This is a genomic window from Georgenia sp. X1117 (genome assembly GCF_057784635.1).
Genome location: NZ_CM173492.1, coordinates 2,548,001 through 2,565,992 on the forward strand (window position 1 = coordinate 2,548,001; position 17,992 = coordinate 2,565,992).

Consider the following 17,992-nt stretch of genomic DNA (forward strand, 5'->3'; position numbering starts at 1 on the left):
CGCCCGCACCTCCGACGTGTCAACGGGAGAAGTGACCGTTCAACCGACACTGTCGGTTGAATGGTCGATCTACCCGTTGACAGGTGGCGTGCGGCGGCGCGGAAAGGCCCGGCGGCAGGGGGCGCCCCGGCCCGGGCGGACGGGTCCCGGTACCCCGGCCCGTCTCGCCTGGACACCGCGGGGAGAATGGGCCCATGACCGTGACCTCACCCGACCCCGTCCACGAGATCCTCACCGACGAGCTCCTCGAGCGCATCCGCTCCCGTGCCGCCGGGCACGACCGGGACAACACCTTCCCCCACGACGACCTCGCCGACCTGCGCGCGGCCGGCTACCTCACCGCCTTCGTCCCCACCGAGCTCGGCGGCGGCGGTCTCAGCCTCGAGGACATGACCCGCGCCCAGGCCCGCCTCGCCGGTGCCTCGCCCGCGACGGCGCTCGCGGTCAACATGCACCAGATCTGGGTCGGCGTCGGCCGTACCGTCCGCGCGGCCGGCCAGGACGACATGGACGAGATCCTCGCCCGCGTCATCGACGGCGCGATCATAGCCTTCGGCGTCTCCGAGGCCGGCAACGACCTCGTGCTCTTCGGCTCCGCCTCGGACGCCGTGCCCGACGGCGAGGGCGGCTACTCCTTCAACGGCACCAAGATCTTCACCACCCTCGGGCCGGTGTGGACGTTGCTCGGCACGTTCGGCACCGACCGCACCGACCCGGAGAACCCGCGCAACGTCTGGGGCTTCGTCGAGCGCGACGGCGGCGGGATCACCATCAAGGAGGACTGGGACACCCTCGGGATGCGGGCGACGCAGTCCTTCACCACCGTCCTCGACGGCGCGCACGCCCCCGCGCACCGGATCGTGCGCATCGTGCCGCCCGGGCCGACCATGGACCCCTTCGTGTTCGGCATCTTCGCCAACTTCGAGATCCTGCTGGCCGCCGTCTACCAGGGGGTGGCCCGCCGGGCGCTCGACGTCGCTGTGGAGACCGCGCACCGGCGTCGGAGCCTGAAGAACGACGCCCCCTACGCCCACGACCCGGACATCCGTTGGCGCCTGGCCGACGCCGCCATCGAGCTCGACGCCATCGAGCCGCAGATCGCGACCCTGGCCCGCGACGTCGATGCGGGGGCGGACCGGCCGCTGTGGCTGCCCCAGCTCTCCGCGGTGAAGTCGCGCGCCACCGAGACGGCGCTGCGCGTGGTGGAGAAGGCGGTGCGGGCCTCGGGCGGCTCGTCGTTCTACACGCGCGCCGAGCTCTCGCGCCTCTACCGCGACGTCGTGGCGGGCCTGTTCCACCCCTCCGACGACGAGTCGGTGCACGCCGCCTGGGCCAACGCCCTCCTGGGGCCGGTCCCGCCGAAGGAGTAGCCCGGCCCGGCGCGGGGCCGGCACTCCTGCCCGCACCGGTCGGTGGCAGAGCGAACCTGTCGGTGCGCAGTGCCCACCGACCGGCGCGTCCGACCGCCGACCGGTCGAAGGCCGGCGCCGGGAGGCGCGGGTTGGCGGCCGCCCTCGAGCGGCCTGCTACTCCTCGCCGAAGCGCTTCATCGTCGAGGGGTGCATGCCTGTGCGCCCGGCCTCGCCGCGGTCGAGGGCGTCGATCCGCGCGGCCTGCTCCGCGGTCAGCTCGACCTCCAGCGCGCCGAAGTTCTCCGCCATCCGCTCGCGGCGCGAGGCCTTGGGGATGACGACGATGTCCTGGCGCAGGTGCCAGGCGAGGACGACCTGCGAGGCGGTGGCGCCGAGCTCCTCGGCGATCGCGGTGACCACGGGGTCCTCGAGGATCGTGCCGCGGGCCAGCGGCGACCAGGCCTGGACGGTGATGCCCTCGGACCGGCAGAAGTCGATGACCTCGTGGTTGGGCAGGTAGGGGTGAATCTCGACCTGGTCGATCGCGGGCGCGGGCAGGCCGGCGTCCTGGATCTCGCGCAGGTGCTCGGGCTGGCCGTTCGACATCCCGATCGAGGTCACGAGGCCGGCGGCCCGGGCGTCGACGAGCACCTGCCAGGTCTCCGCCAGCGGCACGGTCTCACCCGTGGGGTAGGGCCAGTGCACGAGGAACAGGTCGAGGTGGTCGGTGCGCAGGTCCTCGAGCGTCTGCTCGATGCTGGCGCGCGCGGTGCCCGGCGCGTGGTGGGGGTTGTCGAGCTTGCTCGTGAGGAAGAGGTCCTCACGGGCGATGCCCGAGTCGGCGATGCCCTGCCCGACGCCCTTCTCGTTGCCGTACATCTGCGCGCCGTCGATGTGGCGATAACCGACCTCGAGGGCGGTCGCGACGATCGAGGCGGTCTCCGCCTCCGGGACCTTGTACGTGCCGAAGCCGACCTGCGGGATCGCGTGGCCGTCGCCCATGACGACGATTCCTGAGGAGATCATGACCGCCATCCTTCCAGGTGGGCCGGCGATCGTGTCGAGCCGAAAGCGGTGGACCCGTCCGGGAGCCGCCGCTAGCGTCGCGTCGCATGAGCGCACCCGTGACCCTCACGCGCCTCGACCCCGTCGGGGACGACCGCGAGGAGCTGATCGCCTTCATGACCGGCCACACCTTCCCCTTCCACGTGGTGCCGCGCCCCGACCGCGCACAGGTCGAGCGACAGGTCGCGGAGGGTGCCTTCCGGGACGACGAGAACGACTCGTTCTGGGTCAACCACGCCGAGCTCGGGCGCATCGGCTTCCTCCGGCTGGAGGATCTCGAGGACGACGCGCCGCTGTTCGACCTCCGCCTCGCCGAGGAGTTCCGCGGGCGCGGCCTCGCCGCCGACGTCGTGCGTGCCGCGACCGCGCTGGTGTTCGAGCGGTTCCCGGAGGTCAGGCGCTTCGAGGGGCAGACCCGCGAGGACAACGTGGCGATGCGCCGCACCTTCCTGCGCTGCGGCTTCCTCAAGGAGGCCCACTACCGGGAGGGCTGGCCCGTCGACGGGTCAGAGCCCGTCGCGTCGGTCGCCTACGCGATCCTGCGCCGCGACTGGGAGAGCGGGACGACGACGCCGTTCGTCTGGGAGGACCTGGCCTGAGCGTCGCGCACCGCGCTCACGGCCGGTGGGCGAAGGTCTCCAGCAGCTCCGTGTCCCCGGAGACGATGAGGGTGTCGTCGGCGTCGATGCGGGTCTCGAGCGTCGTGTACTCGAAGGGCTCGCCCGGGGACTTCCTGCCGATGACAGTGATGCCGTACCGCGAGCGCAGGGACAGCTCGCCGATGGTGAAGCCGTGCGTCTCGCGCGGCGGGCGCATCTTCACCACGGCGAAGCCGTCCTCCATCTCGATGTAGTCGAGCATCCGCCCGGAGACCATGTGCGCGACGCGCTGGCCGGCGTCGTACTCCGGGTAGACGACGTGGTGGGCGCCGATGCGCTTGAGGATCCGCCCGTGCTCGCCGGAGACGGCCTTGGCCCAGATCTGCGGCATGCCGAGGTCGACGAGGTTGCCGGTGATGAGCACCGAGGCCTCGAGGTAGGAGCCCACGCCGACCACCGCCACCGGGAAGTCGGCCGCACCGAGCTGCTCGAGCGCGTCGGCGGAGGTGGCGTCGGCCTCGACCAGCGGCAGGCGGCTCGACCAGGTCTGCACCAGCTCGGGGTCCTTCTCGACGGCGAGGACCTCGCGGTCGAGCGACTCGAGGGTGGCGGCGAGCGCCGCGCCGAACCGGCCCAGGCCGATGACGAGGACGGCGGAGTCCCGGGCCGAGGTCGCCATGTGGGTCCTTCCTGACGTGTTGACGGTGCGGGTCGAAGCATGTCACCCGATGATGGGCCGCTCTTCGGGCATACGGATCACGCGGCGCCTCGAGCGCATGGCCAGGGCCGCCGCCAGGGTGATCGTGCCGATGCGTCCGGCGAACATCAGGGCGCTGAGCACGTAGGTCGCCGGGTCGGGCAGCAGCGGCGTGATGCCCGTGGACAGGCCGCAGGTGGCGAAGGCCGAGATCACCTCGAAGAGGATCTGGTCGAGGGTGAAGTCGGTGGTCGAAAGCAGCACGAGCGTCGAGGCGCCCACGAGCGAGGCGCCGAGGAAGGCCACCGCGACGGCGAGCCGCACGGTGTCGGTGGGGATACGGCGCCCGAAGGTCTCGATGTCCCGGTCGCCGCGGGCCTCGGCGACGATCGCGAGCACGAGCACGGCGAAGGTGGTCACCTTGATGCCGCCCGCCGTCGACGCCGAGCCGCCGCCGACGAACATCATCGCGTCGGTGGCGAACAGGGTGGACTGCTGCATCTCGCCGACGTCGAGCGTGGCCAGGCCCGATGACCGCGGGGTGACCGAGTGCAGGAGCGTGGCCAGCACGCGGTCCCCGGCGTCGAGCCCCCCCAGGGTGGCGGGGTTGGTCCACTCGAACAGCGCGAAGGCGGCGACCATGAGCACGGTCAGCGCGCCGAAGGTCGTCAGGGTCAGCCGCGAGTGCAGCGAGAGGCGCCGCCGGCGACGCCGGTTGCGCCACAGGTCCAGGAGCACCGGGAAGCCGACGGCGCCGAGGAAGGTGCCCACGACGATCGGCAGCCCCACCCACCAGTCGCCCACGTAGGGGGCCAGCCCCTCATCGAGCACGACGAACCCGGCGTTGTTGAAGATCGACAGCGCCATGAAGACCCCGTGCCACAGGGCGGCCGGCACGCTCTCGCCCAGGTCGAGGAAGCGGGGCACGAGCACGAGGGTGAGGGCGAGCTCGATGACCAGGGAGGCGACGACGACGGCGCGCACCAGGGAGCCCACCTCGCCCAGTCGGGTTCCGCCCGTCTCCGAGGCGGCGAGCATGCGCTGGGTCAGGCCGATGCGCCGGGAGACGGCCAGGCCGAGGATCGAGGCGAGCGTCATCACGCCGAGCCCGCCGACCTTGATGCTCATGAGGATGACGCCCTGCCCGAACCCCGACCAGTAGGTGGCGGTGTCGACCGTGGTCAGGCCGGTCACGCACACCGCGGAGACCGCGGTGAACAGGGAGTCGGCGAACGGGGCGCGCTCGCCGGATGTGGTCGCCACCGGCAGGGAGAGCAACCCTGTCACCACCACCACGATCCCGGTGAACACCAGCAGCGCTAGCCGCGCGGGGGAGTGGCTGGCCAGGTCGTCGAGCCGGTCGCGGCCGACGGCCAGGGCGCGGCCGATCGCCGAGCCTCCCACCAGACCTCCCCGTGGACGAGCCGGCCGGGGCGGTGCCGCTCCGGGTCGCGCCCGGGCGGTGGGCGCAGCAGGGTCGAGCCTGCCACAGCGCCGGGGTAGGTTGAGGTATGACCGACGGAGCTCTGGTGTGGTCCCCGGACCTCGTGGCGTACAACTTCGGGGCCGGTCACCCGATGTCCCCGCTGCGGCTGCACCTGGCGCACGAGCTCGCCGCCGGGCTGGGCCTGCTCGATCCGGGCCTGGTCACCGTCGTCGAGCCCGAGGCCTGCACCGACGAACTCCTCACCACGGTCCACGACCCGGCCTACCTCGCGGCCGTGCGCGCCGCCGAGGCCGAGGGCAGGCCCAACCCCGCACGGGGGCTCGGCGACGACGACAACCCCGTCTTCGGCGCGATGCACGAGGCCTCGGCCCGTCTGGTCGGCTCCACCGTCGCCGCGGCGCGCGCGGTCTGGTCCGGGCGCGTGCGCCGGGCCTTCTCCATGGCCGGTGGCATGCACCACGCCATGCCCGAGCGCGCCTCCGGCTTCTGCGTCTACAACGACGTCGCCGTGGCGATCCGCGACCTGCGCGCCGCGGGCGCCGCCCGGGTGGTCTACGTCGACCTCGACGCCCACCACGGCGACGGCGTCGAGCGCGCCTTCTGGGACGACCCGGACGTGGTGACGATCTCCGTCCACGAGCACCCCTCGACGTTGTTCCCGGGGACGGGCTACCCCCAGGACGTCGGGGGGCCGGACGCCCGCGGCTCCGCGGTCAACGTCGCCCTGCCCGCCGGCACGACGGACGGGCGGTGGCTGCGCGCCGTCGAGGCCGTCGTCGCCCCGCTCGTGGCCGCCGTGCAGCCCGACGTCCTCGTCACCCAGCACGGCTGCGACTCCCACGGCCGCGACCCGCTGACCAACCTGCGGGTCTCGGTCGACGCCCAGCGCGCGGCCGCCCTGCTCCTGGCCGACCTGGCCGACCGGCACGCCCAGGGCCGCTGGGTGGCCACCGGGGGCGGCGGCTACGAGGTCGTCAACGTCGTGCCCCGCGCCTGGAGCCACGTCCTCGGTGTCGTCGCCGGCGCCCCCGTCCCGCCGGGTACCCCGCTGCCCGAGGAGTGGCGGGAGATGGTCCACGAGCTCGCCGAGGGGGCGATCGCCACGACCATGTCCGACGCCGACCCGGCGGCCGTGCCCGGCGCGCAGGCCGTGGCCGGGGGCGAGGGGATCGGGGGCGAGGGGATCGGCGGCGGTGACGTCGCCGCCGAGCCCGACGGACGGTTCGCGGAGGGGTACGACCCGGAGGACGCCGTCGACCGCGCGATCCTGGCCACCCGCCGGGCGGTCTTCCCCGAGCACGGTCTCGACCCGCTCACCGCCTGACGTTCAGCCGCGCCGTGGCGCCGACGCGCGGGGCGTACGCCACGCCCGAGGATTGGCCCAGACAGGGCAGTTCCCACTATGTTCGTCCCCAGGAGCCCCACGAGTCACGTGTGCGGCCGGGGGAGCATGAGAGCTGGGGAGCAATGGTCGAGAGTCAGGGGAGCAGCCCGTTCCTCACCGTCGCGGAGGTGGCGGAGTCGCTTCGGGTCTCCAAGATGACCGTCTACCGCATGGTGCACTCCGGCGAGCTGCCCGCGGTGCGCGTCGGCCGCTCCTTCCGGGTTCCCGAGGCCGCGGTGGACCAGCTCATCGCCGAGGGCCTGCAGGGCTGGGACACCGCCGAGGGCACCGGTTCCTGACCACGGGGACCTCGCCCGCCAGAGTGTGAGGACCCCGACGGTAGGCGCGGGCGCGCGCTCCCGTCACCCGGTAGACTTCTCGAGTTTCCTCGGGCGCACGCGCGTCCGGCACCGATGAGACTGAGGTACACGTATGGGATCCGTGGTCAAGAAGCGCCGCAAGCGCATGTCGAAGAAGAAGCACCGCAAGCTGCTGCGCAAGACGCGCCACCAGCGTCGCAACAAGAAGTGATCCACTTCTTCCGACGTCGATCGAACCCGGGGCCCGATGGGGTACCGGGTTCGTCGCGTTCCAGGGGTCGGCGCGGGGGCGAGGAGGCCGGTCGCACGGCCACGCCCCTGGCCGCCTCGCCCGGCGCCTGGCTCGGCGAAGCCGACGACGCCGCGGCAACGACCGACGCCGCGGCGCCCGCCCGGCTCGAGGTCGTCTCACGCGCGGGCTGCCACCTGTGCGAGCAGACCGCGACGCGGCTGGCTCCGGTGGCCGAGCGCCACGGCGCGCACCTGGTCCTGCTCGACATCGACGCCGACGAGTCGCTGGCCGCCTACTCCGAGCACGTCCCGGTGGTGCTGCTCGACGGCGTGGAGGTCGACCGGCTGCTCGTCGACGTCGCGCGGGTCGAGCAGGCGCTGGCCGCCCGCTGAGCCCCACCTCTCAGCAGCTCGAGGCACCGTTCAGCGGCTGATCGCCGCGCGGGTGGCCGCCGTCGCCTCACCTGCTCCCACCCGTCAACGCCTTGAGGCACCGTTCAACCGACACTGCCGGTTGATCGGTGACTTTCCCTGTTGAACGGTCAGGGGGGCGCGCAGTTCGAGGCTGCGCGGACCTCGAGGGGCGTCGGCGGAGGCATTGCCCGGCCGCCGTCGCTCAGTGGCCCCCCAACTACGCACGACGACGGCCGGCCACCCGTGGGGTGACCGGCCGTCGTGGGTGCGGCTGGTGCCGCGTGGTGCGGGGCGTCAGGCTCAGGCAGCGGCCTCGGCGGGGACGGCCTCGACCTCGATGGTGATGTTGACCTTGTCCGAGACGAGGACGCCACCGGTCTCCAGGGCGGCGTTCCAGGTCAGGTCGAACTCCTTGCGGGAAATCGTCGTGGTGGCGGAGAAGCCGACGCGGTCCTGGCCGAAGGGGTCGGTCGCGGCGCCGTTGAACTCCACGGTCAGCGCGACGGGGCGGGTGACGCCGTTGAGGGTGAGGTCACCGTTGAGGGTGAACTCCGGGGCGTCGCCGTCGACGGAGGTCGAGACGAAGGTCCACTCCGGGTTGTTCTCCGCGTCCCAGAAGTCGGCCGAGCGCAGATGGTTGTCGCGGTTGGCGTCCTTGGTGTCGACCGAGGCGGACTTGATGGTGACGTTCGCGGTGGACTGCGCGAGGTCCTCGGCCACGACGAGCTGGCCCTCGAACTCGGTGAACTGGCCGCGGACCTTCGAGATGCCGGCGTGGCGGACGGTGAAGCCGACCTCGGAGTGCGAGGGCTCGATGGTGTAGGAACCGGCGGGGATGGTCGACAAGGTGTGCCTCCGTGAGTTGCGGGCCAGCGGTCCCAGCCCGGTAGTTGAATCATGAACGATTGAACTGTAAAGTATCGAACGGTGGGTGCGCAACCCCCACGATCGGTGCAGGTCGGCATCGAGCGGCTGCGACCAGGGTGGAGGACGAGGATGACGACGCGATGGCTGAATCTTGAACAGCAGCGGTCCTGGCGGCTGTTCCTCCGAGCCTCCGCCCAGGTGCTCGAGGACGTCAACCACGACCTCACCGCCACCTCGCACCTCTCGCTCTCGGAGTACGAGGTGCTCGTGCGACTGTCCGAGGCCCCCGACCGTACCCGGCGGATGTCCTCGCTCGCCGAGGACCTCGTCCACTCGCGCTCCCGGCTCACGCACACCGTGCGTCGGCTCGAGGAGGCGGGCTACGTCGAGCGTCGCAACAACTGCGAGGACCGGCGCGGGGTCAACGCGCGCCTCACGGACGCCGGCTTTGAGCGCCTGGCGCAGGCCGCGCCCGGGCACGTCGACGCGGTGCGCACCCGGCTCGTCGACCGGCTCGACCAGGAGCAGATGCGCGCGCTGGGGGAGATCATGGCCGCGCTGCTCGACGACGAGCAGGTCGCCCTCGAGGTCGACCCCGCCCGCACCGCCGACGACCGGCGCTGAGGCGGCCGCCGGCCCCGCGCCCGCCGGCGTCGCACCCGCCCCGCGCCCGCACCACGGGCCCGCTGCCCGCCACCTCCGCACAGTTTGCGACACTGGTCCCATGCCCCACACAGTCGTCCACCTCATGCGTCACGGCGAGGTCCACAACCCGGCCGGCGTGCTCTACGGACGCCTGCCGGGCTACCACCTCTCCGAGCGCGGCCGGGCCATGGCCCGCACCGTCGCCACGCACCTGGTCGAGACCGGCCACGACGTGCGCCGCGTGGTGGCCTCCCCGCTGGAGCGCGCGCAGGAGACGGCTCGTCCCGTCGCCGAGGCCTTCGGCGTCGAGGTCGAGAGCGACGACCGGCTCATCGAGGGCGGCAACGCCCTGGAAGGTCTCCGCATCCGCGCCGACCCGCTGGCCCTGGCCCACCCGCGTCACTGGCCGCTGTACGTCGACCCCCTGCGGCCGAGCTGGGGCGAGTCCTACCGCTCGATCGCCGACCGGATGACCGACGCCGTACGGGCGGTCCTCGGCCACCCCGACGGCGGCGAGGTCGTCCTCGTCTCCCACCAGCTGCCGATCTGGACGGTCCGGCTCGTCGTCGAGCGCCGCCCGCTGCCGCACGACCCCCGCTCGCGCGAGTGCTCCCTGGCCTCGCTGACCTCCCTGCACTTCGAGGGCCGCCGCCTGGTCGGCCTCACCTACGACGAGCCGGCCGCCGCCCTGGTCGCCGACGCGCTCGACGTCACCCCCGGCACCTCCCGGGCCGGCGTCAACACCGGGCGCCGCAGCCCGGTGCGCTCCGGCACCCGCACCGCCCCGCCGCTGCCGCGCACCAGCCCCACCCCGGCGACCGCCGCCTCCGCCGACGACGCCCCTGACCACCTCCGCACGGCGGGCGCATGGGCGGGCGCATGAGGGGCGCACCAGGCCGCGGCACCCCCTCGCACGCCCGGCGCGCCGCGGGCCGGTTGGCCGTCCTCGCGCTGGCCGCGGCCGGCGCGCTCGCGGGCTGCGCCCCGGCCGGCACGAGCGCCGAGGGCGCCGACGTCGGGGCGGGCTACGAGGCCGGCGACGGCTCCTTCACCACCTGGTCGGACAGCGAGCGCGGGGACGCCGTCGAGCTGACCGGCACGAGCTACGACGAGGAGGAGATCGACCTCGCCGACGCGCGCGGCGAGGTCGTCGTCGTCAACTTCTGGTACGCGGCCTGCCCGCCGTGCCGCGTCGAGGCTCCGGACCTCGCGGCCATGGCGAACGAGCTCGAGGACGAGATCGTCATGCTCGGGGTCAACCCCCGCGACGACGCGCCCACGGCCCAGGCCTTCGAGAACACCTTCGGCATCCCCTACCCGTCGCTGCACGACAGCTCCGCGCGCGCGGTCGCCGCCTTCGAGGGCGTCGTCCCGCTCTCGGCGATGCCCACGACCGTCGTGCTCGACCGGGAGGGCCGCGTCGCCGCCCGCATCCTCGGCCAGGCCGACCCGACCATCCTGCGCGGCCTGGTCGACGACGTCCTCGCCGAGGCGTGATGCCGGCGCTCGCCTCCGTGGGGGAGGTCGTCACCTCGGGCTCGCTGCTGCTGGCGGTGCCGCTCGCGCTGCTCGCGGGCCTCGTCTCCTTCTTCTCCCCGTGCGTGCTGCCGCTCCTGCCCGGCTACGCCGGCCTGCTCGGCGGCATGGTCGGCTCCGGGCCCGCCGCGAGCGGGTCACCCGCCGCGGGTACCGGCACCACGGGCGGCCCGACGGCGAACCCCACCACCTCGAGCCCGACGGCGAACCCCACCACCGGCGGCGTCGAGGGGGTGGGCGCCGGCGCGGCCCTCGCGCAGAGCCGGGCGCGCGCCGCCACGGCCGCGAGCGTCACCGACGAGCGGTCCGCCCGCCGCCGCGTCGCCCTCGGGGCCACCCTGTTCGTCCTCGGCTTCTCCGCGGTCTGGGTCGTCGCCGGCGTCGCGGTCTCCTCCCTCGGCCTGGCCCTGGCCCCCGTCCTGCCGACCGTGCTGCGCGTGGCGGGCGTCGTCGTCGTGCTGCTCGGCCTGGTCTTCATCGGCGGGCTGCCGTTCCTCCAGGTCGAGCGTCGCCTCGACGTCGCCCCCCGTGCCGGACTGGCCGGCGCCCCCGTGCTCGGCGCGGTGTTCGGCCTGGGCTGGGCGCCGTGCATCGGCCCGACGCTGGCCGCCGTCCTCACCTTGGCGCTGTCCGAGCAGTCCGTGTCGCGCGGGCTCCTGCTCACCGTCGTGTACTGCCTCGGCCTGGGGGTGCCGTTCGTCGTCGCCGCGGTCGCGGTGGCCCGGTCCACCCGCGCGCTCTCGGCCCTGCGCCGGCACTCCCGCACCATCCAGATCGCCGGCGGCGTCGTGCTCGTCGTCCTCGGGGTGCTGCTGCTCACCGGCGGCTGGGAGTGGATCTCCGCCCGCCTCCAGGGCCTCGTGGCCGGGTGGGTGACGCCGCTGTGAGCACCGACCCCACCAACCTCTCCAGCAAGCCCGGCCAGGGCCGGGGACCCGCCGAGGAGGGCGGCGCGGCCGCGACCGGCACCGTGACCGGGACCGCGAGCACCCCCACGGGTGGCCGCGGCGGCCGCGCCGGCGCGTCCGGGCTGTCCCTCGTGGGCTGGCTGCGCTGGGCCTGGCGTCAGCTGACCTCGATGCGCACGGCGATCATGCTGCTCCTGCTGCTCGCCCTGGCCGCCCTGCCGGGGGCCTTCATCCCGCAGCGCGTCTCCGACCCGACGGCCGTGGCCGAGTTCCGCGCCGACCGCCCCGAGCTGTCCGAGTGGCTCGACCGCGCCGACCTGTTCGACCTGTACGGATCGATCTGGTTCCAGACGGTCTACGTGCTGCTGTTCGTCTCCCTCGTGGGCTGCATCGTGCCCCGCATCGGCGTGCACGTGCGCTCCCTGCGGGCCGCCCCGCCCAAGGCGCCCAGCCGGCTCACCCGCTTCGTCGGGCACACCGTGCGCAGCTACGCCGCCGCCCCTGCCGAGCTCGGCGGGTCCGCCCGCGGCTCGCTGCGCCGCCGCTTCCGCACCGCGGTCACGACGAAGGACGACGGCACCGTCGAGGTCGCCGCCGAGCGCGGCTACCTGCGCGAGACGGGCAACATCGTCTTCCACCTCGCCCTGCTCGCCGTGCTCGTGGCCTTCGGGCTGGGCCAGATGGTCTCCTACCGGGGCCAGGCGGTCGTCGTCGAGGGGGAGAGCTTCGCGAACTCCGTGGTCGACTACGACTCCTTCGACGCCGGCTCGCTGGTGAGCACGGGCTCGCTGTCGCCGTTCACGCTCACGCTGACGGAGTTCACCTCGGAGTTCACGCTCGACGCCCAGGCCCGCGACTTCCGCGCCTACGTCGACGTCACCCGTGCCGACGGGACCACCGAGCCGGGCGAGATCGCCGTCAACCACCCGCTCGACGTCGACGGCACCCACGTCTACCTCTCGGGCAACGGGTACGCCCCGCGCCTGACCGTCCACGACGGTGCCGGCGAGGTCGCCTTCTCCCAGCCCGTCCCCTTCCTGCCCGAGGACGGGGTCTACACCTCCCGCGGCGTGGTCAAGGTGCCCGACGTCTCCGCGGGGCAGGAGCAGCTCGGCCTCACCGGAACCTTCCTGCCCACCGCGGTCGTCGACGACACCGGCACGCCGGTCTCGATCCACCCCCAGCCCGAGGACCCGCTGCTCGTGCTCACGCTGTGGGTGGGCGACCTCGGGCTCGACGAGGGCGTCCCGCAGAACGTCTACGTCCTGGACACCGACGGCATGCGGCAGGTCTACGAACCCGCGCCCGACGGCTCGGCGGGCTCGGCCGAGGGGGGCCAGACGCCGCTGACGATCTACCTCACCCCCGGCCAGACCGTCGAGCTGCCCGAGGGGCTGGGCTCGATCACCTTCGAGGACCTGCCCCGGTTCGCGGCCCTGGACCTGCGCGACGACCCCACGCTGCCCTACCTGCTGGTCGCCGCGGTCGTGGCGATGCTCGGGCTCTTCGGATCCCTGTTCGTGCCGCGTCGTCGCCTGTGGGTGCGGATCACCCCCGACGGCGAGGGGTCGCGCCTGGAGACCGCGGCGCTCGCCCGCGGTGACGACCCGGGCACCCGCCGCGAGGTCGAGCTGCTGCTCGAGGCCCTCGGGCCGGGCACGGAGCAGGCCGAGGAGGACGCGGCGCGGTCCGCCGAGCAGCCGTCCGACGAGAACGCGGCGGAGTCCGCCGAGAAGCCCGCCGAGGATCCGCCGGAGGGGAGTGGGCAGGACGGTCCCACGTCCGGCTGACCGTCACCGGCCCGTTCGCCCCGGGGTGCACAATGGCAGGGAAGCGCGCCCGCCGGGTGCCCCGATCATGAGGACCTTGCATGCCCGAGTCCACGTTGGCCCAGATCTCCACCGCGGCGATCTACGGCGCCATCGCCGCGTACGTCGTGGCCCTGCTCGCCTTCGCGATCGACCTGGCGCGGCTGGCCGACCATGACGAGCGCGGCCGCCGGTTCGCGCGGATCGGCATGTCGACGATGGTGGCCGGCTTCGCGATCCACACCGTCGGCGTCGTCGCGCGGGCCGTGGCGACCGAGCGCGTCCCGTGGGCGAACATGTACGAGTTCTCGATCGTGTTCACGCTGGTCGCCGTCGGGATCTTCCTCCTGCTCAACCGCTCGCGCGACCTGCGCTACCTCGGGGCGATCGTCGCCGGGCTCGTCGTGCTCTCGCTCGGAGTCGCCGTCTCCGTGCTCTACGTGCGTGCCGACGGCATCCCGCCGGCCCTGGACAGCTACTGGCTCATCATCCACGTGTTCGTCGCCACGATCGCGGTCGGCGTCCTGGGGGTCTCCGCGGTCCTCTCCCTGGCCCAGCTGCTCCAGGAGCGCGCCGAGATCGGGCGGGCCCGGCGCGAGGCCGAGGCGCTGACCGCGGCCGACAGCGAGGCCCTCGTCGCCGCCTCGGGCACCACCACCCGCGGTTCCGGTACGGCGGGTACGGCGGGCACCGGCGGCGCGGAGCGCACCGGGTTCGCCGGCTACCGCGACCGCCTCTCGGAGCGGATGCCGAGCTCGGCCGAGCTCGAGCGGATGGCCTTCCAGCTCATCGCCGTCGGCTTCATGCTGTGGACCTTCACGCTCATCGCCGGCGCGATCTGGGCCGAGCACGCCTGGGGGCGGCCGTGGGGCTGGGACGTCAAGGAGGTCTGGTCGCTGCTCATCTGGATCGTCTACGCGGCGTTCCTGCACGCGCGCCTCACCCGCGGGTGGGAGGGGCGCCGGGCGGCCTACCTCTCGCTGACCGCCTTCGCGCTCATCCTCGGCAACTACTTCATCGTCAACCTGCTGCTCAACTCCCGGCACGCCTACTCCGGTATCGGCTGACACCGGTACGGCTGCGCCGGCATCGGGCGACGACGCCGGGCGGGCGGGGCTCGATCCCGCGAGCAGGAACGGGGGAGCGCCCGGGCCGACGGTGGACGACCGACCCTCAGGCCGGGGAGTCCGGCGCTGCCGGTCGGGACGAGCCGGCGCTCAGGCGGGGGAGCCGGGGCTGCGCCTCGGGTCGTCGACGGCGACGCCGCCGCCCGGCTCCTCACCGTCGTCGAGGCTGTCGGTGTCGCGCGGATCGGCGTCCCGCGGGTCTGCGTCGCGCGGATCGGCGCCGCGCGGGCCGGCGCCGTCCTCACGGGCAGGAGGGTCGAGCAGGTCGCCCTCGGCGTGGGGCGGGTCCCCGGCCCCGAACGCTCCGTCGCCCCCGGTCGCCCCGTCGGGGCTCTCCCCGGCGGAGAGGGCGGTGCCGCGACCACGCTCGCGTTCCTCGTCACGCTCGCGCTGGCGCCGCTCCCGCTCACGACGACGACGGTCGGCCTCGAGCCTGGCGAGGAACTCCGGGTCGTCGTCGGGGGCGACCGGGCCGCTGCTCGGACGCCGACCGGCCGGGCCGCCGCTGGGCGCGCCGCCGGCCGCGCCGCGAGCGCCCGATCCTGCGGCCATCCGGGCCAGCACGATCCAGCCCAGGGCGCCGATGACGGGCAGGAAGAGGATGAGGATGATCCAGATCGCCTTGGGGATGCGGGCGGGCATCCGCTCCTCGGGCGTGCGGGCGCAGTCGATCAGCGCGAAGACGATGACGGCGACCGCGAGCAGGATCGGAACGATGCGTGACACTCTCCTAGGGTAGGTCGGCGCCCGGCCGTCGGTGGTCGATGGTCGACGTAGCCTGTCGCGGTGGCCATCCTCAGGTACGCGCTCGCGCGCATCGCCGTCCTGCTCGCCGTCGCGGGCGTGCTCTACCTGCTCGGGGCGCGGTCCTGGCTCATGTGGCTCGGGGCGCTGGTCCTGGCCGCGATGGTCTCCTACGTCATCCTGCCGGGCCACAGGAACGCCGCCGCGGGCACGCTCGCCCGCCAGGACGACCGACGCACCCGCGTCGACCGCGACGCCGAGGAGGAGGACACCATGCTCGACGTCGCGGAGACGGGCACGGGAGAGGACGCGGAGGTCACAGGGGACACGGCCGACGCGGATGCGCGGACAGCCGCGGACGCCGGACCGGACGCCGCCACCGACGCCGACGCGGGCACGGACGCCGAGGGTTCCACCCTCGAGCGCACGCCCGAGGCCCTCGAGGACGCCCCCACCTACCACGACGGCCCGGAGGAACGGGACGAGAACCGGGACTGAGCCGCCGGTCCGGCCGGCCACCACCGCGGGCGGCGGGCCGCCCCGGAGCCGCTGCTGCCGGCGTCAGGCCAGTGCGAGGCCGAGGCCGAGCAGCACCCCGTAGGCGAGCTCGAGGAACCCGGTGTCGCGCAGCACGACGATGAGCTCGCGCCCCGCGGCCCCGCGCAGCACCGGAGTGCAGCAGCGCACCACCAGGGGCACGGTCGCCAGCACGAGCAGCGACCATGGCGCGACCACCGCGCAGACCAGGCCGAGCAGCACGGGCACCACAAGCATCGCCACGTAGGCCGCCCGTGCCCGTCGCTCGCCGAGGCGCACCGCCAGGGTCCGCTTGCCCGCGGGGGTGTCGGTGGGGATGTCGCGGATGTTGTTGACCATGAGCAGCGCGCAGGCGATGAGCCCCACGCCCACGGCCGCCGCCCACGCCGTCCACGGCAGCGTGGCCGCCTGCGTCCACGTGGTGCCCAGCGTCGCGACGAGGCCGAAGAACACGAAGACGAAGATCTCGCCGAGCCCCATGTACCCGTAGGGGCGGCTGCCGCCGGTGTAGCCCCAGGCGGCCAGCACGCACACCGCGCCCACCGCGAGCAGCCACCACTGGCCGGCGAGCGCGACGAGGACCAGTCCGAGCACGGCGGCCACCGCGAAGCTCGCCAGCGCCGCCGCCTTCACCCGCCCCGGCGCGGCCAGGCCGCCACCGGTGAGCCGCTGCGGACCGGTGCGGAACTCGTCGGTGCCGCGCACGCCGTCGGAGTAGTCGTTGGCGTAGTTGACGCCGACCTGCAGCGCGAGGGCGACCCCGGCCGCGAGCAGCGCGCGGGGCACGGAGGCGGCGCCGACCTGGGCGGCGGCGCCGGTGCCGAGCAGCACGGGGGCCACGGCGGCCGGCAGGGTGCGGGGCCGGGCGCCCTCGATCCAGTCGGCGACGCTCGCCATCACACCTCCACGCATGCGGCCCGCGGGCGCGGGCATCCTCGAGGTTAGTCCGCCGCGGGGGAGGTCCTCGCCCCGTGCCGTGCGACGTCGAGCACGCGGGGGCCGGGTTCCCCGGCCGGTCTCGCCGGGTCGTCGGCCGGACCCGCACCGGGATTGTCACCGGCCCGTCGTGCACCGGCCCGCCGTGCGTCTGCCGCGTGCAGCGCGTCGGCCGCGAGGGCGGCGACCGCCCGGCGGTCGACCTTGCCCGGACCCCGCAGCGGGAGGTGGTCGGTGAGCACGAGCGCGCGGGGAGCGTGGGCGGGGGACAGGTCCGCGCAGGCCGCCCGGGCGGCGCCCAGCAGCTCTGCGGCGCCGCCACCGGAGGGGGAGGCGGGGACGACGACGGCGACCACGAGGTCGCCCCACTCGGGGTCCGGCACCCCGACGACAGCGCACTCGGCCACCCCGTCGACCTCGCCGAGGTGCCGCTCGACCAGCAGCGGGGAGACCGTCACGCCGCCGGTCGTCAGGGCGTCGTCGAGGCGGCCGAGGATCTCCAGGCGTCCGCCGGCGAGCCGGCCCGAGTCGGTGGTGCGGAGCCGGCCGCCGACGAAGGTGGGGGCGTGCGCGGGGGCGTCGTCGAGGTAACCGGTGGCGAGGACGGGGCCGGACAGGTGGACGCGCGTCTCGGCGTCGACCTCGACGCGGACCCCGTCCAGCGGGACGCCGTCGTAGACGCAGCCGCCACCGGTCTCGGTCATCCCGTACGTGCGCACCACGCGCAGGCCCGCCTCCGCGGCGCCGCGTCGGGCCGCCGGGGCGAGCGCGGCCCCGCCGACGAGGATCGCGGCCGCCCGCGCGAGCGGGGCCGTGACGCCGGGGCCGGCCGCGAGGGCGCGGACCAGCTGGGTGGGCACGAGCGAGAGGTAGGTGCGGCCCTGCTCGGCGCTCGCCGCGACGACCTCGGCCAGCCGGCCCGGCTCGAAGCCGCCGGCGGTGTCGAGCACCGCCGGCGGGGCGCCGGCGAGGAACGAGCGGGTGAGGATCTGCAGCCCGGCCACGTGGTGGGCGGGCACGGCCAGCACCCAGCGGCCCGGAGCGCCTAGCCGCTCGTGCGTGGCCCGGGCGGAGGCCGTCAGCGCGGCGGCGCCCAGGGCGACGACGTGCCCCCGCCCCGTCGTCGAGCCCGAGGTGCGCAGCAGCACCGCGGTGCCGGCGGGCACCGCGGTGACCAGGTCGGCCGCGAGCTCGGCGCGGGCCCCGTCCGGGTCCGTACCCGGGGCGACCGGCAGCAGCGGCGGCAGATCGGCCCCGGCCAGGCGCGCCGCGAGCGCGCGGTACAGGTCGGCGACGGCGCCGGGGTCGGTCCCGCCGGGCAGGACCTCGACGTCTGACGGGTCGGCGCTCACCGGGCCAGGTTAGGCCGCCGTGG

General features: G+C 74.3%; 20 protein-coding genes. 13 read left to right on the plus strand and 7 right to left on the minus strand.

Annotation, left to right across the window (positions count from 1 at the left end; all coding sequences use genetic code 11):
- Positions 1-194: 194 nt before the first annotated feature.
- On the plus strand, positions 195-1,370 hold the full coding sequence (locus AC3D3D_RS11750) for an acyl-CoA dehydrogenase family protein (RefSeq protein WP_463661802.1): 1,176 nt from the start codon (positions 195-197) through the stop codon (positions 1,368-1,370).
- A gap of 156 nt (positions 1,371-1,526) precedes the next feature.
- Here the strand turns inward: AC3D3D_RS11750 and AC3D3D_RS11755 are convergent, their stop codons facing one another.
- Positions 1,527-2,378 (minus strand): aldo/keto reductase, encoded by an 852-nt coding sequence (locus AC3D3D_RS11755; RefSeq protein ID WP_463661801.1) that lies wholly within the window; start codon positions 2,376-2,378, stop codon positions 1,527-1,529.
- An 86-nt stretch (positions 2,379-2,464) separates the two neighbouring features.
- On the opposite strand from AC3D3D_RS11755, the gene AC3D3D_RS11760 reads away from it, so the two are divergent.
- Positions 2,465-3,016: a GNAT family N-acetyltransferase gene (locus AC3D3D_RS11760; RefSeq protein WP_463661800.1), complete on the plus strand. Its 552-nt coding sequence runs from the start codon at positions 2,465-2,467 to the stop codon at positions 3,014-3,016.
- A 16-nt stretch (positions 3,017-3,032) separates the two neighbouring features.
- Here the strand turns inward: AC3D3D_RS11760 and AC3D3D_RS11765 are convergent, their stop codons facing one another.
- On the minus strand, positions 3,033-3,695 hold the full coding sequence (locus tag AC3D3D_RS11765; protein ID WP_463661799.1) for a potassium channel family protein: 663 nt from the start codon (positions 3,693-3,695) through the stop codon (positions 3,033-3,035).
- 42 nt (positions 3,696-3,737) lie between these two features.
- Positions 3,738-5,120 (minus strand): TrkH family potassium uptake protein, encoded by a 1,383-nt coding sequence (locus tag AC3D3D_RS11770; protein WP_463661864.1) that lies wholly within the window; start codon positions 5,118-5,120, stop codon positions 3,738-3,740.
- Positions 5,121-5,224: 104 nt separating this feature from the next.
- Between AC3D3D_RS11770 and AC3D3D_RS11775 the strand changes: the two genes are divergently transcribed.
- From AC3D3D_RS11775 to AC3D3D_RS11790, 4 genes are all read left to right on the plus strand, one after another.
- Positions 5,225-6,484 (plus strand): acetoin utilization protein AcuC, encoded by a 1,260-nt coding sequence (locus AC3D3D_RS11775; RefSeq protein WP_463661798.1) that lies wholly within the window; start codon positions 5,225-5,227, stop codon positions 6,482-6,484.
- Positions 6,485-6,627: 143 nt separating this feature from the next.
- The gene (locus tag AC3D3D_RS11780) at positions 6,628-6,843 is read left to right on the plus strand and encodes a helix-turn-helix domain-containing protein (protein WP_463661797.1); all 216 of its coding nucleotides are present in this window, start codon (positions 6,628-6,630) and stop codon (positions 6,841-6,843) included.
- Between the two features lie 133 nt (positions 6,844-6,976).
- Positions 6,977-7,075: a 30S ribosomal protein bS22 gene (locus AC3D3D_RS11785; RefSeq protein WP_019174583.1), complete on the plus strand. Its 99-nt coding sequence runs from the start codon at positions 6,977-6,979 to the stop codon at positions 7,073-7,075.
- Entirely contained in the window at positions 7,072-7,488 is a 417-nt protein-coding gene (locus AC3D3D_RS11790; RefSeq protein ID WP_463661796.1) for a glutaredoxin family protein, read from the plus strand. Before AC3D3D_RS11785 ends, AC3D3D_RS11790 begins: the two co-directional genes overlap by 4 nt.
- Positions 7,489-7,809: 321 nt before the next feature.
- Here the strand turns inward: AC3D3D_RS11790 and AC3D3D_RS11795 are convergent, their stop codons facing one another.
- A complete protein-coding gene (locus AC3D3D_RS11795) occupies positions 7,810-8,355 on the minus strand; it encodes a YceI family protein (protein ID WP_463661795.1) in 546 nt (181 codons plus the stop codon).
- A 150-nt stretch (positions 8,356-8,505) separates the two neighbouring features.
- Here AC3D3D_RS11795 and AC3D3D_RS11800 point away from each other — a divergent pair, with 150 nt between their 5' ends.
- From AC3D3D_RS11800 to ccsB, 6 genes are all read left to right on the plus strand, one after another.
- On the plus strand, positions 8,506-9,000 hold the full coding sequence (locus AC3D3D_RS11800; protein ID WP_463661794.1) for a MarR family winged helix-turn-helix transcriptional regulator: 495 nt from the start codon (positions 8,506-8,508) through the stop codon (positions 8,998-9,000).
- A 100-nt stretch (positions 9,001-9,100) separates the two neighbouring features.
- Positions 9,101-9,904, plus strand: a complete 804-nt coding sequence (locus tag AC3D3D_RS11805) for a histidine phosphatase family protein (RefSeq protein ID WP_463661793.1) — start codon at positions 9,101-9,103, stop codon at positions 9,902-9,904.
- The gene (locus AC3D3D_RS11810) at positions 9,901-10,518 is read left to right on the plus strand and encodes a TlpA family protein disulfide reductase (protein ID WP_463661792.1); all 618 of its coding nucleotides are present in this window, start codon (positions 9,901-9,903) and stop codon (positions 10,516-10,518) included. The genes AC3D3D_RS11805 and AC3D3D_RS11810 overlap by 4 nt, the downstream gene beginning before the upstream one ends.
- A complete protein-coding gene (locus AC3D3D_RS11815; protein WP_463661791.1) occupies positions 10,518-11,444 on the plus strand; it encodes a cytochrome c biogenesis CcdA family protein in 927 nt (308 codons plus the stop codon). The genes AC3D3D_RS11810 and AC3D3D_RS11815 overlap by 1 nt, the downstream gene beginning before the upstream one ends.
- Positions 11,441-13,255 carry a cytochrome c biogenesis protein ResB gene (gene resB / locus AC3D3D_RS11820; RefSeq protein ID WP_463661790.1) on the plus strand — a complete coding sequence of 605 codons (1,815 nt, stop codon included), beginning with the start codon at positions 11,441-11,443 and terminating at the stop codon, positions 13,253-13,255. The genes AC3D3D_RS11815 and resB overlap by 4 nt, the downstream gene beginning before the upstream one ends.
- Positions 13,256-13,335: 80 nt before the next feature.
- On the plus strand, positions 13,336-14,340 hold the full coding sequence (gene ccsB, locus AC3D3D_RS11825) for a c-type cytochrome biogenesis protein CcsB (RefSeq protein WP_463661789.1): 1,005 nt from the start codon (positions 13,336-13,338) through the stop codon (positions 14,338-14,340).
- A gap of 150 nt (positions 14,341-14,490) precedes the next feature.
- On the opposite strand, the gene AC3D3D_RS11830 is transcribed toward ccsB, so the two are convergent.
- Positions 14,491-15,126 (minus strand): PLD nuclease N-terminal domain-containing protein, encoded by a 636-nt coding sequence (locus AC3D3D_RS11830; protein ID WP_463661788.1) that lies wholly within the window; start codon positions 15,124-15,126, stop codon positions 14,491-14,493.
- Between the two features lie 60 nt (positions 15,127-15,186).
- Here AC3D3D_RS11830 and AC3D3D_RS11835 point away from each other — a divergent pair, with 60 nt between their 5' ends.
- Positions 15,187-15,642 carry a DUF4229 domain-containing protein gene (locus AC3D3D_RS11835; protein WP_463661787.1) on the plus strand — a complete coding sequence of 152 codons (456 nt, stop codon included), beginning with the start codon at positions 15,187-15,189 and terminating at the stop codon, positions 15,640-15,642.
- A gap of 63 nt (positions 15,643-15,705) precedes the next feature.
- On the opposite strand, the gene AC3D3D_RS11840 is transcribed toward AC3D3D_RS11835, so the two are convergent.
- Positions 15,706-16,578, minus strand: a complete 873-nt coding sequence (locus AC3D3D_RS11840; RefSeq protein WP_463661786.1) for a 1,4-dihydroxy-2-naphthoate polyprenyltransferase — start codon at positions 16,576-16,578, stop codon at positions 15,706-15,708.
- Between the two features lie 44 nt (positions 16,579-16,622).
- Positions 16,623-17,969: an AMP-binding protein gene (locus tag AC3D3D_RS11845; RefSeq protein WP_463661785.1), complete on the minus strand. Its 1,347-nt coding sequence runs from the start codon at positions 17,967-17,969 to the stop codon at positions 16,623-16,625.
- Positions 17,970-17,992: the final 23 nt, after the last annotated feature.